The organism is Dokdonella sp., assembly GCF_039926425.1.
In the GTDB taxonomy this organism is placed as follows: Bacteria; Pseudomonadota; Gammaproteobacteria; order Xanthomonadales; family Rhodanobacteraceae; genus Dokdonella_A.
This window is the reverse complement of record NZ_JBDSWZ010000188.1, coordinates 1-14,977: the sequence shown is the minus strand read 5'-3', so window position 1 is coordinate 14,977 and position 14,977 is coordinate 1. Positions and strand designations below refer to the sequence as shown.

Sequence of the window (14,977 nt, the reverse complement as noted above, 5' to 3'; positions counted from 1 at the left end):
GCGGGCCTTGCTGTGTTCGAGTTTTCGAGGTAGTGGATGGAGTTCAAGGATTACTACGACGCACTGGGCGTGAAACCCGATGCGACCGATGCGCAGATCAAGTCGGCGTATCGCAAGCTCGCGCGCAAGTTCCATCCGGATGTCAGCAAGGAAAGCGGTGCGGAGGAGAAGTTCAAGGCCGTCAACGAGGCGTACGAAGCGCTGAAGGAACCGTCACGCCGCACGTCATACGACCAGCTTCGTGCGGGCGGCTATCGCGCCGGCGAGGAGTTCCGCGGAGCGCCACCGAATCGGCAGCGGGGTGCGGGCGCGCAGGAAGAGGGCGATTTCAGCGACTTTTTCGAATCCGTGTTCGGCAATCGCGCCGGCGGCGGTCGCGCCAGTGCGGGCCCGCGTCGCGGACGCGATCTGCATGCGCAGTTCAGCGTCGATCTCGCGCGCGCCTACGAGGGCGGGCGCGAACGCATCAGTCTTCGCGATAGCCAGGGTGATCGCACGCTCGAAGTGAAAATTCCCGCTGGCATCGTGGCTGGACAGCAGATCCGCCTGGCCGGGCAGGGCTATGCCGGCACGAACGGCGGCCCCGCAGGCGACCTGATTCTCGAAATCGGATTGCGCGACGATCCGCGATTTCGCCTTGAAGGCAATCAAGTGTTGTCCACGCTTCCGCTCGCGCCGTGGGAGGCCGCCCTTGGAGCGACGGTCACTGTGCCAACGCTCGGTGGAAACGTCGAACTGCGGATTCCGGAAGGATCCGACGGCGGAAAAAAAATGCGACTTCGGGGGCGTGGTTGGCCGGGCAAGGCGCCGGGCGACCAGATCGTGACGCTGGAAATCCGAGTGCCCAAAGCAGACACAGACGAGCAGCGCGCGCTCTACGAGCAGATGGCGAAGGGTTTCGAGTTCAATCCGCGCGCTTGACGCACGCGGATTGCCGCATCGGTCGCGATCACGCGGCCGGCAGGTATTCCTTGATCACGCGCGTCAATTCCGCATCGTCGATCGGTTTGGTGACGTATGCCTTGGCACCCTGACGCATGCCCCAGACGCGATCCGTGTCCTGATCCTTTGTAGTCACGAGCACGATCGGGATGTGGCTGGTTTTGGGATCTTTGGCAATCGTTCGCGTTGCCTGGAACCCGTTGAGGTTCGGCATCACCACGTCCATCAGGATCAGGTCGGGCAGTTCACGACGCGCGACTTCGACACCGGCAGCGCCATCCTCAGCCGTGAGGACCTGATGGCCGAGCTTCTCGACCGTGCGTTGCATTCCGACCAGCTGCGACGGTGAATCGTCGACGATCAGTACTCTGGACATTTCTATGGATCCCCTGTTGAACGGTCTATTCTAGTCGTGCAACGCCACTTGGGATAGCGCCACTCAGCCGGTTTTCACGACCGTGCGACCCAATGACCGGCCTTCGAGCATTGTGTCGAAAACCGTCGATACGTCGGCCAGCGAAACCTCGCGCGTCGCGATCTTTGCCAAGTGGGCCGGTTTCCAGTCGCCTGCCAGTCGTTCCCACACCTCTTCGCGCACCGAACGGGCGGTTCCGGCCGACGCGACGCCCAGAACGCTCAGTCCGCGGATGATAAATGGCATCACGGTCGTTGCGAGGTCCGCCGACGCCGCGAGTCCGCAACTGGCAATGTTGCCGTAGGGGTGGATCACGCGCGTGAGCCCCGCCAGCATCTCGCCGCCGACGTTGTCGATTGCGCCGGCCCAGCGCGCCGTTTCCAGTGGTCGCTGTCCCCAGTGAAGGCCCGTGCGCGCAATGCACTGCGTTGCGCCGAGGTCGATCAGCCAGTCGAATTGCTCCACCTTGCCGGTGATTGCATGTGCTTCGAACCCGGCCTTTGTCAGCACGTCGATTGCGATGGAACCGACGCCGCCGGTTGCTCCCGTCACGACGATCGGTCCCATTTCCGGGGTCTGGCCGTTGCGGACCATCTGGAACAGGGCGAGCGCCGCCGTGAACCCGGCCGTTCCGAGCGCCATAGATTCGCGCAGCGTGAGTCCGGCAGGCAACGGAATCGTCCACTTCGATTCGAGGCGCACGAATTGTGAAAAGCCGCCATCGCGGGTTTCCGACAGGCCGGAGCCGGTGCAGAGCACCTGGTCGCCTTCCTTGAATGCCGGGTCCGTCGATGCCGCGACATAGCCGGCGGCATCGATTCCGCCATTGAGCGGGAACTGACGCAGGATCTTTCCGTTGCCGGTACCCGCCAGCGCATCCTTGTAGTTCACTGACGAGTAGGCGACCTTGACCAACACCTCACCCGGCGAGAGCGCATCGGCTCCCATCGTCTCGATGCCGGCGCGATAGCCGCGTGCGTCGTTGTGGATGCGAAACGCGGAAAACGTCTGGGCAGTGTTCATCGTTTTTCGGCAGTCGTCCTTCTGGCGGATTCCGGATGGTACCGCGCGCGCGATGGACCCTGCGCCACCGCCGAACAAACCGCGCGGAGTGCAACGAATTCCGCGTGGGGTCAGTTCGCCTTGTGGATGGAGCGCTTGTCCACCGACAACGCAGCTTCATGCACGGCTTCGCTCAATGTCGGATGCGCATGCACGATGCGTGCAAGATCTTCCGCCGAGCCCTTGAATTCCATTGCCACCACGCATTCGGACACCAGCTCGGAGACGTTGGCGCCCACCAGATGCGCACCGAGAATCCGGTCGGTTTCCGCATGGGCGATGATCTTCACGAAGCCCGCAGGTTCGTTCATCGCAACCGCGCGCCCGACGGCGGCAAACGGGAACGATCCGGTCTTGAACGGAATGTTCTCGGCCTTGCACTGCGCTTCGGTCTTGCCGACCCACGCGATCTCCGGCTCGGTGTAGATGACCCACGGAATCGTTTCGAGATTCACGTGACCGGCCTTGCCGGCGATGATCTCCGCGACGGCCATGCCTTCCTCGAAACCCTTGTGCGCAAGCATCGGTCCGCGCACGCAGTCGCCGACCGCCCACACGCCCTCAACGCCGGCCCAGCAATGGTCGTCGACGACGACGCGCCCGCGTTCGTCGAGCTTCACGCCGGTGTCGTCGCCCAGCAAGCCTTCGGTGAACGCGCGACGGCCCACCGCGACGAGCAACTGGTCGACAACGAGCGTCTTCTCGCCGTCCTTGCCCGCATACGTGAGATGGACTTCGTTGCCCTTGATCTCCGCTTTCGACAATTTTGCGCCGAGTTCGATCTTCAACCCCTGCTTGGCGAATTCGCGCGCCGCAACCTTGGCAACTTCCGCATCGGCGACGCCGAGGAAGTCCGGCAGTGCTTCAAGAATGGTGACGTCCGAGCCGAGGCGCTTCCACACGCTGCCAAGCTCGAGGCCGATCACGCCGGCGCCAATCACCCCGAGGCGCTTTGGAATGTCCTTGAAATCCAGCGCGCCGGCATTGTCGACGATGCGCTTGCCATCGAACTTCGCAAATGGGAGTTCGATCGGAGCCGAGCCGGTTGCGATGACGACGTTGGTTGCGGCAATCGTCTTTTTCGTCCCGTCGGGCGCGGTGATCTCCACCTGCCGACCTTTCAACAATTTGCCCGTGCCGAGAAACGACGTGATCTTGTTCGCCTTGAACAACATCGCGACGCCGCCGGTGAACTGCTTGACGATCTTGTCCTTGCGGCCAACCATCGTGCCGACGTCGATCTTCGCGTCCTTCACGCTGATGCCGTGCACGCCGAAGCTGTGCTGCAGATTCCAGAACTGCTTCGACGAATCGAGCATCGCCTTCGACGGAATGCACCCCACGTTGAGGCAGGTTCCACCAAGAGCGGCCTTGCCATCGGGGCCGACCCACGAGTCGATGCACGCGGTCTTCAAACCGAGCTGCGCCGCGCGGATTGCGGCGTGATAACCGGCGGGACCGCCGCCGATGACGATGACGTCGAATTGTTCGCTCATGCGTTGCTCATGGGAATGGGAAAGGATGGATCGGGAACGGGACAGGAGAAAACTGGGTCGTCAGCGTCTGCTTTCAACCGTTTCCCATTGCCGATTCCCGCTCCGGCTTGTCAAAGTCCCAACAGCATGCGCTGCGGAGTCTCGAGCTGGTTCTTGATGTCGACGAGGAACAACACCGCGTCCTTGCCGTCGATGACGCGATGGTCGTAGCTGATCGCAACGTACATCATCGGTGCGGCAATGACCTGACCATTTTCGACAATCGCGCGCTCCTTGATCGTATGCATGCCGAGGATCGCGCTCTGCGGCGGATTGACGATCGGCGTGGAGAACAACGATCCGAAGGTGCCGCCGTTGGTGATGGTGAACGTACCGCCCTGCAGGTCGTCGAGCGTCAAGCCGCCTTCGCGCGCCTTTTTGGCGAACGACGAGATCGCTTTTTCGATGTCGGCGAAGCCCATCGACTGCGCATCGCGGAGCACTGGCGTGACCAGTCCCTTTTCTGTCGACACTGCGACCGAAATGTCCTGGTACCCGTGGTAGATCACGTCGTTGCCGTCGACTGACGAGTTGACGATCGGATGGCGCTTGAGGGCCTCGCACGCGGCCTTGACGAAGAAGCTCATGAAGCCGAGCTTGATGCCGTTTGCTTTTTCGAACGACTCTCCAAGCTCCTTGCGCATTGCCGCGACCTTGCCCAGGTTGATCTCGTTGAACGAGGTCAGCATCGCAATCGAGTTCTTCGACTGCATCAGGCGTTCGGCAATCTTCGCTCGCATCCGCGTCATCGGCACGCGTTCTTCCGGGCGCGCGCCGGGTGTCGGCTTCGCTGCGGGCGCGGCCGCTGCAGCGGGCGACCCGGTGCGCATGAAGTTGACCAGATCTTCCTTGGTGACGCGGCCGTCGCGACCGGTTGCGGAAACCTGCTCCGCATCGATCTTGTTCTCCGTCGCAACGCGCTGGCCAGCCGGAGACAGGTCGGCTGACTTGGCCGACGCGGCCGGCGCCGATGCAGCAGCCGCGTTCGGCGCAGGGGCCTTGGCAGGTTCCGCGGTCTTTTCGACGGGCGCCGCGGCCGTCGCAGCGCCTTCCTCGATAATGGCCAGCAGCTGCTGACTGGTCACCGTGGCGCCGGCTTCCTGCTTGATCTCCTTCAAGATTCCATCGGCGGGGGCAGGCACTTCGAGCACGACCTTGTCGGTTTCGAGATCGACGAGGTTCTCGTCGCGCTTGACCGCGTCGCCGGGCTTCTTGTGCCAGGTCGCGATGGTGGCGTCGGAAACGGATTCGGGCAGGACGGGAACGGTGACTTCGATCGACATGGGTTGATTCCTGAGAGTTTCGGCACTCGTCCCTGATCGCGACGATGAAAAAGCAGCCGATCCGTGGCCGCACTGTTCGAATCTATTCGACGACGTTGTCGGGTCCGGCTGGCAGCACCAGCGCTTGCTCCACCAATGCGGCCTGCTCGACCTGATGCGTACTGAGATGACCGCATGCCGGTGCCGGTGACCGTGCGCGGCCGGCGTACGCCAGCGTGCGCTTTTTCGGAGCCGCGGCGGCCTGCAAGTGATGCTTGATCTGGTACCACGCGCCCTGGTTCATCGGCTCTTCCTGGCACCACAGAAGTTCCTTCGCGGCAGGATATCGGGCGAGTTCGACTGCGACCGCATCGCGCGGGAACGGATACAACTGTTCGACGCGCACGATGGCGACATCGTCGATGTTGCGCTTGCCTGCTTCTTCAACCAGATCGTAGTAGACCTTGCCCGCACACAGCACGACGCGGCGCACTTTCGCGCCTTTCTTCGCGGTTGTGTCGGGTATGACGAGCTGGAAGCCGCCGTCGGCCAATTCGTCGAGGGTCGATACCGCGAGCTTGTGGCGCAGCAGCGACTTGGGCGTCATCACGATCAGCGGTTTGCGACAGTCGCGCAGCATCTGCCGGCGCAGCATGTGGAACATCTGTGCAGGCGTCGTCGGAACGCAGACCTGCATGTTGTCGAGAGCGCACATCTGCAGGTAACGCTCGAGACGAGCGGAGGAGTGCTCCGGCCCCTGGCCTTCGTAACCGTGGGGAAGCAGCAGCACGAGACCGGACAACCGATCCCATTTCGCTTCACCGGACGAGATGAACTGATCGATGACGACCTGCGCGCCATTCGCGAAATCGCCGAATTGACCTTCCCACAGCACCAGCGTCTGCGGCTTTGCGGTGGAGTACCCGTATTCGAACGCCATCACCGCTTCCTCGCTGAGCAGCGAGTCGACGATCATCACGTGCGCACCGTCGCGCACGTTGGCGAGTGGCACGTAGTCGCCACCACTCTTCTGGTCGTGCAGCACTGCATGCCGGTGGAAGAACGTGCCGCGGCCCGAATCCTGGCCGACCAGCCGCAGGTCGTAGCCGTCCGACACGAGCGAGGCATACGCGAGATTTTCGGCAAAACCCCAGTCCATCGGTTGCTCGCCTGCGGCCATCCTGGCGCGGTCGTCGTAGATCTTCGCGACGCGCGCCTGCAGCGCGACGCCGACTGGAATCGTCAGGAGCTGGTCATTGAGCACGCGCAACCCGTCTTTCGCGACACCGGTCTTCACCGATTGCGAAAGCGAAGCGCCCATGTGGCTGCTCCAGTCGATCGCGAATTCGTCCTTGAACGCGGGGTCGAGTTCGGCGATCGGCGTGCCCGCTTCGAGCTTGCTGCGGTACCCGTCGATGAGCGCCTTCACGTCGGTTTCGCTGATCACGTTTTCGCCGATCAGCTGTTGCGCATACAGTTCGCGGGCGGGCGGGCGGGCGCGGATGATCTGATACAACAGCGGCTGTGTCGCCGCCGGTTCGTCCGCCTCATTGTGGCCATGCCGGCGATAGCAGACGAGATCGATGACGACGTCGCGCTTGAACTTCTGGCGATAGTCGAATGCGAGGCGCGAGACGAACAGCACGGCCTCCGGATCGTCGCCGTTGACGTGGAACACCGGCGCGTTGACCATCTTCGCGACATCGGTGCAATACAGCGTCGAGCGCGCGTCGTGCGGATTGGACGTAGTGAAACCAACCTGGTTGTTGATCACGACATGGATCGACCCGCCGACGCAGAACCCGCGCGCCTGGGACATGTTCAACAGTTCCATGTTGACGCCCTGGCCCGCGAACGCGGCGTCGCCATGGATCAGCACCGGAACGACCTGATCGCGTCGTTCGTCGCGGCGGTGCGTCTGGCGTGCACGCACGGAGCCGGCAACGACCGGATTGACGATCTCCAGATGCGACGGATTGAACGCGAGTGCCAGGTGGACGGTGCGGCCCGGCGTCTTGACGTCGGCGCTGAAGCCCATGTGGTATTTGACATCGCCCGAATGGGCCGGATCGTCCGGATGATCGAACTTGCCATCGAATTCGGCGAACAGCTTGTGCGGCGACTTGCCAAGAATGTTCACCAGAACATTGAGACGGCCGCGGTGGGCCATGCCGATGACCATGTCCTTCATGCCGTCGCTGCCGCCGCGCCGGATCAGCTCATCGAGCATCGGGATCAGGCTGTCGCCGCCTTCCAGCGAAAATCGCTTCTGGCCGACGTATTTGGTGTGCAGGTAGCGCTCGAGACCATCGGCCTGGACGAGTTTCTCCAGCACGCGCTTCTTGTCCGCGCTGGTCAGCGCGTAGTTGCCGGACGCGCGTTCGAGCTGCTCGTGCACCCACTGCCGCTGCTCGACGTCGGCAATGTGCATGAATTCGGCGCCGACGCTTCCGGCATACGTCGCCTTCAGACGCACGACCAGATCGCGAAGTTTCAGTCGCTGCGGGCCGGCCAGTGAGCCGGTACTGAATTCGGTGTCGAGATCGGCGGCATTGAGCGCGTGGAATGCCGGGTCGAGATCCGGTGCGGAAGGGCGCGGAAGCAAACCGATCGCTTCGAGATCCGACGCAGGAAATGCATGGTCCATGTCGAGCGGATCGAGCTTTGCCGCCAGGTGCCCGCGCGAGCGGTAGGCCGTCACCAGCTTCAGCACGCCCGCCTGTTTCTGCGACGCGACCTCATTGGGCACAGCGGCCACGGACGCGATCGATCCGCGACCATTGAGCTTCTGCGCCGCTTCGATGCGTGCGACCGCCGCCGAGTGCGCGACGTCACCGGCTTCGCGCCCTTTGAGCGCATCGAAGTACGCGCGCCACTGAGACCCCACCGACTGCGGGTCGTCGAGAAACTGTTCGTAGAGATCGTCGACAAACGCGGCGTTGCCGCCGGAAATCGGCGAGCTCGCCTGAAATTGCTGGAGAAGACTGGGCTGGGAAGGATTTGCGCTCACGCTGCCACCATGCAGACGAAAAGGCGCGCCAGTGCGCGCCTTGGACCAGTGCTGCGACGGTCTGCGCAGGCAGGGTCGGCACAATAACGGGAGTATAGCTGCTCGAAGCCGGTTGTTGCAGTCGCACACGACCGCGCGATCCCGTTCGATCAGAAAGCGAGCTGGCGCAAATCCTCACTCGGGGACGACCGCTCCCAGACCTGGTCGAACAGTGAGAGCAATTGGGCATGACGTCCGGGCGCGTATGTCGAGCCTTCTCCCTCGAGCCGGCTCCCGAGCATCCGGAAGAAGTATCCACGGCGATCGTTGACGAGGAATGCGGACGGATATTGCAGGTCGCGCTCCTCGAGCGGCGTGCGGATCGCGATGGGTGTGGTCAGCCGCTGGGCGAGACCGATCAGGCGGTGCCCGTCGGCGAGCGCCTTGCGCGGTTCCTGTACGAGGATGCGGACTTGCGCGTGCCTCCCCGAGAGCGCGATCCGTTTCACCTGATCGAGCGTCTCCGCCACGTCGAAGAGCGCGGCGTCGAGGTCGCGTGTGTAGATCGCAATTTCATACCGTGCAACGGACAGCAGCTCGGTGACCGCAGCGAGCGCCTGGCTGCGATCATCGGCAATCAGCAACCGTGCTTCAGGTGCTGGTGGCAACGGCGCGGAAGCGAGGGCCGCCAGCGGCTCCACCGTCCTGCGCATCATCCGATGCGGAATCGCGCATTCGAGGAATTCCTCGCCAAAGGGTTCAAAGCCGAGCTTTTCATAAAACGGCAATGCATGCGTCTGCGCGTGGAGTTCGATCGCCGGGTAGCCAAGCAGGCGCGCCTGCTCCAGCAACACCCGCATGATCGCTTCGCCAACGCCCTTGCCGCGCCAGTTTGCGAGAACGGCCATTCGTCCGATGCCATGGTCCGGTGTCAACCGGCCCGTGCCGATCGGTCGTCCATCGTGATCGCGCGCGATCACATGGCGCGATCTCGCGTCCAGCGCGTCCCATTCCATCTCCGGCGGAATGGATTGCTCGACCAGGAAAACGGTTTCGCGCACCGCGCGCAGGTCAGCGAGATCCTGCTCCCACGACGCGGGTTCGATCGTGAAGTCGTCGGGAATCATGCCGATTTCCGTTTGCGACCCATCGCGGCGATCGCCAGATGACCGCCATCGATCAGCGCGCGCACGATGCGGCGGTCCTTGTCGTTGATCACATCGTTCAGCGAAAACTCCCGCTGTGCGCAAAACAGCCGTGCGAATTCGATCGAGCAGTGATGGCCTTCACCCGCGACGAACAGGCTCGCCCACTTGCCATCGCGCATCCACGCTGCGCGCGACCACGGGTACCGATGGACGCGGGCGCCCGCGTCGCAAGCGCGCGCAAACGCCGCGTCGGTCAGCGGCCGCGGATTTGGCGACGCAGCGTGTGCGCTCCGGTAGCGCGTGATGAAGCGGCCGAACCATGGTCGAAGCACAGACGGATCAAGGCTTCCGCCAGTTGAATCGCCGCGTTGGTTGCCAGGTGCAGCGTCATCATCGAAGCGGATCCAAGGCATCGTCCGCCGCACGCGCGCGAATGTTGCTTCATCAATCTCCCCGTCGCCTCGCGAAGGCAGCAGATCCGTATCCGTGTAACGCGACTCGTCGGGCATCGCATCGAGCAGCTGATCAACGAAGTCACCAGCCAGTTCAGCGTTCGATGGCGCGCGCATGCCGATTGAATAGGTCATGCATGCGCCGATCGCCACGCCGTGATGCGGGACGCCGGGCGGCAGGTACAGCATGTCGCCCGGTTCCAGGATCCACTCATGGGTTGGCGTGAAGGCGCGCAAGAGCTTCAGCTCCGCGTCGTCGCGGAATGAGGTCGGCGCATCGGGGTCGGCACTGATTTGCCAGCGCCGGTGTCCGAGTCCCTGCAGCAGGAAGACATCGTATTGGTCGACATGCGCGCCGACCGACCCACCGTCCTCGGCGTAACTGACCATCACGTCGTCGATGCGCCAATCGGGCAGAAAGGTGAACGGCGCGAGCAGCGCCGCCGCGTCCGCGTCCCACTTGTCGACATCCTGCACGAGCAGCGTCCAGTGGCTTGGCGGCAGGCTTGCGAAGTCGGTTTCGACGAACGGTCCGTTGCGAAGCGTCCAGCGATCGCGTTTCGGATCGTGGATCGCGATCCGTGCGAGCGCCAATTCCTCGCAGGCGAGACCGGCCAGATCGTCCGGCTCGATCGGGTTGCGGAAACCGGCGGATGCTGCGCGGATCAGCAGCGGTCGTTTCTGCCAGAAATCGCGCAGGAACGCCTTGGCGGACATTCCGAGCGGGTGTGTGGAGGTCGCCTTGCGTTCTGCGGCGTGGAGAGGAATCGGTGGTTTCACGATGGCCTGTTCTTGCGGGTTGTCATCACTTGAAGGGGCAACCTCGGCGCGCAGCGGGGCACGCCTGCGCAAATCGGTGCACGCCGACGCATCCATCAATCATTCCCTTCGAAGCCGTCGGCAAAGATGCCGACGGCATCGGTGTCGGTTGCGCTGTTGTCGGCCGGATGCGCGTCGGGCGTTTGCGCAGGAGCGTCGATGGACACGGTATTGATCAGAGGCTGCTCCGGAATCGCGATCACGGTGGCGGACAATGCGTACGTCGCCGATGTTCCGTTCGCAAGCGCGACGAAATCGTCGATGCCACCGCTTCCGCTGGCGGTACAGGTAGCACCCACATCGGCGACGCAGGTCCAGCTGGCTGCGGTGAGATTGACCGGAAGAATGTCGCGCACGCGAGCCCCGGACACATCGTTCGGCCCGGCGTTGTGCACGACGATGGTGTAGTGGACGGTCTGCCCGCCGCGAACGAAGGCTATGCCGTCGTCCACGCCGATCGACAGGTCGGCGCCCGCGGCGACGGTGATCGAGAACGTCTGTTCGGCCGAGGTGTCGATGCCACCGTTTGCCGTACCACCGTTGTCCTTCAGCTTCACGCCGAACGAAGCAGTTCCGGGTCGGCCGGTGACGGTGTAGTCGAGGGTGCCGTCGAGACGGATCGATGCCTGCGTGACGACGCCGGACGGATCGGCGATGGTGCGCACGATCCATGCGCTGGTCGCCTGACCTGCTTCGTCCGGCGGGCCCTCATTCGTCACCACGGCAAACGCAGGCACGCTGCCCGCGCCGTCTGTTCCAGCCGGCAGCACAGGACTTGCGGACAGCGTGAACGCGGGTGGATCGTTCACCGGAACGACGGTGATCGTGACCGTTCCGCTTGTTGTTTCACGGCCATCGCCGAGCACATACGAAAAGAGTGCAATGCCGTTGGCGTTGGCGGGCGGGGTATAGGTGAATGCACCGTTGGCACTCAACTGGACGACGCCTCCAATGCCGGTCGCGTTGACCGTGCCGGCGTTCGTCACGGTCAGCGTGTCGCCATCGGGATCGCTGTCGTTCGCGAGGAGGCCCTGTGCCGCGGCGATCGTGAGCACGGTGTCTTCGTTGGTCGAGTCGCTGTCTGCTGTTGCAACGGGCAGTCGATTGACCCGATGGGTGGCGGACGCGCCGCTCGCGGTAAAGTTCGCATCGCCCGCGTAGCTCGCGGTGAGCGTGCGCATCCCGCGTGTCGTCAGAGCCACGCTGCAACTCGTCGAACCCTGCGGGATCGAGCAGCCATCGACGCCATCACTCACCGCAATCGGCCCTGTCGGCGTCCCTGATCCAGGCGAGGACACTGCCAACATCACACTCGTCACCACCGCTTGTGACGGCGTGGACGGGTTCGGCACGTGCGAAGTGATGGCGAGAGTGGTTGCGGCCCGCTGCACGACGTGTGTTACGTCGACGCTGCTGCCGGAAAAATTCCCCACGTTGGCGGGCGTGTAGCTGGCGGTCACCACACGCGCTCCCGACGACGTCGACGCGAGCGAGCAGGCTCCCGTTCCGCCGGACAACGTGACCGGACCACACGACGCGCCCGCGTCGTCGCGCACGTCAATCGAACCGGCCGGAGTGCCGGATACCGCACTGACCACGAACGAAACCAGATATCCCTGACCGGTCACCGTTGTCGCCGGATTGATGGAGACGATCGATGTCGACGTGGCCATGACCGGATTGCCCGACGGCGGCAGCGAGGCCAGCCCAAGCCGCGGCTGGCCACCGATCGTGCCGAATTCACCACCGACGATGACGGCCTGGTTGCCGGTCACGGCCAGCGCGTCGACGTAGAAGTCAGCGCCGGGATTCCACGACGATTCCGCGCCGCCGATCCCGCCGCCGTCCAGTTTGGCGATGGCGTTGCGCGACTGTCCGCCGATGATGCTGAATCCGCCACCGGCGAAGAGCGCGCCGGTCGCATCGAGCGCCAATGCCCGAACAACACCATTCGCTGCGGGATTCCAGCTCGCATCCACGCTTCCACTGCCGGCGGTCTGCAATTTTGCGATATGCGCGCGGACCTGCCCGGCGAGCGTGTTGAAGTTGCCGCCGACGTAAAGAACACTGCTGCCGGCGAGCGTCAATGAAATGACCGAATTGTCTGCTGGAAAATTCCAGGCCGCATCCACGATGCCGGTGTTTCCGATTTTTGCGAGGTGGCTCCGTGCCACTCCGCCGATCGAAGTGAACTCGCCACCCGCGTAGACGGTACCGGTCGAATCGACCGCCAGCGCGGCAACTTCCGCGTCCGCGCCGGGATTCCAGCCTGGGTTTGCCAGCCCGGTTGAATCGAGTTTCGCGATATGGCTGCGCAGCTGACCGCCGATCGCGCTGAAGCGTCCGCCGGCGTAGACGGTATTTCCTGCGCCAAGCGCCAGCGAATAGACGACGTCGTCGGCAGACGGATTCCAGGCCGGATCTGCCGCGCCGCTGCCCGTGCCCGAAAGCTTTGCGATACCGATGCGTGTCTGGCCGCCCACCAGGTTGAAATATCCGCCGGCGTAGACGGAACCGCCGCCGTCCGTCGCGAGGGCGAGGACATAGCCATTCGCCGACGCGTCCCACAACGAATCGAGGGTGCCGTCCGACCGCAACCGCAGGATGTTGGAGCGCGCGGTCTGATCGGCTTTTGCGAAATTCCCCCCGACCACGATTCCACCATCGGGCTGGGCGACGACGGCATACGCGTCCCCGACGACTTCCGCATCGCTCGCGGTTGCACTGACCGTGCCGGTCGGTGAAACAGCAGCCAGCGCAAAGTGGACGACACCGTCGATCCTGCCGAATGCGCCGCCGAGGTGGAGGACGCCGCCGGGATTCAACGCCAATGCGAGCACGCTGTTGTCCGGAGCGGGTGCCCACCCGGTGTCGGCACTTCCGCTTCCCAATGTCGACAAGCGTGCAACGAAGCGAGCCGGGCTGCCGCCGATCGAGGTGAAATCACCGCCCGCATAAAGCGCATTGGAAGAGTCGAGAACAATGGCGTAAACGCTGGCGCTGGCGGCGGGATTCCAGACCGGATCCGCGACGCCACCCCCGCTGGCCGACAACTTTGCCATCGACTGCCGCGGCTGTCCGCCGATGGTCGAAAAGTCGCCTCCGGCATAGATCGCATTCGACGCGTCGATGGCCAGCGCGCGCACACGTCCGTTTGCGGCGGGGTTCCATACCGAGTCGGCATTGCCCGCTCCAGCCGTCGACAGCCGGGCAATGCGTGCGCGCGTTTGTCCGCCGATGGTGCTGAAGTCACCGCCGACGTAAAGCGTCGAGCCGCCACCGGACGCGAGCACCTCGACCGCCGCGTCCGGTGCAGGATTCCAGTTTGCGTCAACGCTGCCGCTGCTGCCGATCTTCACCAGATGGATGCGCGTCGTTCCGCCCACGACGCTGAAATCTCCTCCCGCGTAGATCGCGCCGCTGGCATCGACCGCAAGAGCCTGGACCGCGGCATTGGCCCCTGGATTCCAAGCCGGATCGAGCGTGCCACTCGTGCCCAGGCGCGCGAGATTGTCCCGGGCTTGGCCGCCGACGTGGGCGAAGAGTCCACCCACGTAGATCGAGCCGGAAGCGTCCATGGCAAGCGCGTTGACGTGGCCGTCCACCGATGCACTCCAGGCCGGATCGAGGCCTCCGTCAGGCAGCAAGCGGGCGAGATTTGTGCGCGCGATGCCATTGACCGACGTGAACGAACCACCGAATACAACGCCTCCGTCCGCTTGCATGACGATCGCATCGATCGTCCCGTTGAGATAGAGCGGCACGTTTGGCTGCGCGAGCGGCGCTGGCGTCTGCGCGAGCGCGACCGTCGCCAATGCCGGCAATGCCATCGCGAAAAGCAGGGCGACGCTGCGGCCACGACTGCTGCAACGGGCGCGGAGGATGGCGGCGCTTTCAGCCAGTCGTTGCATGATATCCGGTGTCCTCAAGGGCATTTCAGGTATTCAGTGGTCAGCGGAGTGCAGGCGTTCCTCAACTCCTCAAACGGCGAACGCCGGCGTCGGTGTCCACAACGCGCGGTGCGGTCAAGGTCGGAAACGAGCGCTCATCGAGTTTACCGTTCCAGGCTCAGATCTCGCTTGCGAGCGTCGATGCGAGTCCGATATAGGTTGCCGGGGTCAAGTTGCGCAGTCGCTGCTTCGCATCGTGTGGCAAATCGAGTGTGTCGACGAAATCGTTCAATGCCGCCTGTGTGATGCCGAGGCCACGCGTAAGCGCCTTGAGCTGCTCGTAGGGTTCGGGCAGTCCGTAACGACGCATCACTGTCTGCACCGCTTCTGCCAGGACTTCCCAGCTTGCGTCGAGATCGCGATCCAGCCGTTCGGGATTGACCGTCAGCTTGTTCAATCCGCG

At 63.7% G+C, this 14,977-nt stretch carries 9 protein-coding genes and 1 pseudogene; 1 reads left to right on the top strand and 9 read right to left on the bottom strand.

The window, feature by feature from the left end; all coding sequences use genetic code 11:
- Positions 1–36: 36 nt before the first annotated feature.
- Positions 37–921 (top strand): DnaJ C-terminal domain-containing protein, encoded by an 885-nt coding sequence (locus ABIV12_RS11110; RefSeq protein WP_348059226.1) that lies wholly within the window; start codon positions 37–39, stop codon positions 919–921.
- A 28-nt stretch (positions 922–949) separates the two neighbouring features.
- Here the strand turns inward: ABIV12_RS11110 and pilH are convergent, their stop codons facing one another.
- From pilH to ABIV12_RS11065, 9 genes and pseudogenes are all read right to left on the bottom strand, one after another.
- Positions 950–1,318 carry a twitching motility response regulator PilH gene (gene pilH, locus ABIV12_RS11105; RefSeq protein WP_348059224.1) on the bottom strand — a complete coding sequence of 123 codons (369 nt, stop codon included), beginning with the start codon at positions 1,316–1,318 and terminating at the stop codon, positions 950–952.
- Positions 1,319–1,381: 63 nt separating this feature from the next.
- Positions 1,382–2,380 carry a YhdH/YhfP family quinone oxidoreductase gene (locus ABIV12_RS11100; protein WP_348059222.1) on the bottom strand — a complete coding sequence of 333 codons (999 nt, stop codon included), beginning with the start codon at positions 2,378–2,380 and terminating at the stop codon, positions 1,382–1,384.
- A 110-nt stretch (positions 2,381–2,490) separates the two neighbouring features.
- Positions 2,491–3,915 carry a dihydrolipoyl dehydrogenase gene (gene lpdA, locus ABIV12_RS11095; RefSeq protein WP_348059220.1) on the bottom strand — a complete coding sequence of 475 codons (1,425 nt, stop codon included), beginning with the start codon at positions 3,913–3,915 and terminating at the stop codon, positions 2,491–2,493.
- 110 nt (positions 3,916–4,025) lie between these two features.
- Positions 4,026–5,237, bottom strand: a complete 1,212-nt coding sequence (gene odhB, locus ABIV12_RS11090) for a 2-oxoglutarate dehydrogenase complex dihydrolipoyllysine-residue succinyltransferase (protein ID WP_348059218.1) — start codon at positions 5,235–5,237, stop codon at positions 4,026–4,028.
- Between the two features lie 82 nt (positions 5,238–5,319).
- A complete protein-coding gene (locus tag ABIV12_RS11085) occupies positions 5,320–8,226 on the bottom strand; it encodes a 2-oxoglutarate dehydrogenase E1 component (protein ID WP_348059216.1) in 2,907 nt (968 codons plus the stop codon).
- Between the two features lie 149 nt (positions 8,227–8,375).
- A complete protein-coding gene (locus ABIV12_RS11080; protein WP_348059214.1) occupies positions 8,376–9,332 on the bottom strand; it encodes a GNAT family N-acetyltransferase in 957 nt (318 codons plus the stop codon).
- The gene (locus ABIV12_RS11075) at positions 9,329–10,681 is read right to left on the bottom strand and encodes a cupin domain-containing protein (protein WP_348059212.1); all 1,353 of its coding nucleotides are present in this window, start codon (positions 10,679–10,681) and stop codon (positions 9,329–9,331) included. The genes ABIV12_RS11080 and ABIV12_RS11075 overlap by 4 nt, the downstream gene beginning before the upstream one ends.
- Positions 10,681–14,535 carry a cadherin-like domain-containing protein gene (locus ABIV12_RS11070; RefSeq protein WP_348059210.1) on the bottom strand — a complete coding sequence of 1,285 codons (3,855 nt, stop codon included), beginning with the start codon at positions 14,533–14,535 and terminating at the stop codon, positions 10,681–10,683. Before ABIV12_RS11070 ends, ABIV12_RS11075 begins: the two co-directional genes overlap by 1 nt.
- A 157-nt stretch (positions 14,536–14,692) precedes the next feature.
- A pseudogene (locus tag ABIV12_RS11065) lies at positions 14,693–14,977 on the bottom strand (adenylosuccinate lyase); the annotation flags it as partial.

Coding starts and splice junctions, on each gene's coding strand:
- odhB (WP_348059218.1), bottom strand. CDS start 5,237: ATGTCGATCGAAGTCACCGTTCCCGTCCTGCCCGAATCCGTTTCCGAC.
- lpdA (WP_348059220.1), bottom strand. CDS start 3,915: ATGAGCGAACAATTCGACGTCATCGTCATCGGCGGCGGTCCCGCCGGT.
- ABIV12_RS11070 (WP_348059210.1), bottom strand. CDS start 14,535: ATGCAACGACTGGCTGAAAGCGCCGCCATCCTCCGCGCCCGTTGCAGC.
- ABIV12_RS11080 (WP_348059214.1), bottom strand. CDS start 9,332: ATGATTCCCGACGACTTCACGATCGAACCCGCGTCGTGGGAGCAGGAT.
- ABIV12_RS11100 (WP_348059222.1), bottom strand. CDS start 2,380: ATGAACACTGCCCAGACGTTTTCCGCGTTTCGCATCCACAACGACGCA.
- ABIV12_RS11075 (WP_348059212.1), bottom strand. CDS start 10,681: ATGGATGCGTCGGCGTGCACCGATTTGCGCAGGCGTGCCCCGCTGCGC.
- ABIV12_RS11110 (WP_348059226.1), top strand. CDS start 37: ATGGAGTTCAAGGATTACTACGACGCACTGGGCGTGAAACCCGATGCG.
- pilH (WP_348059224.1), bottom strand. CDS start 1,318: ATGTCCAGAGTACTGATCGTCGACGATTCACCGTCGCAGCTGGTCGGA.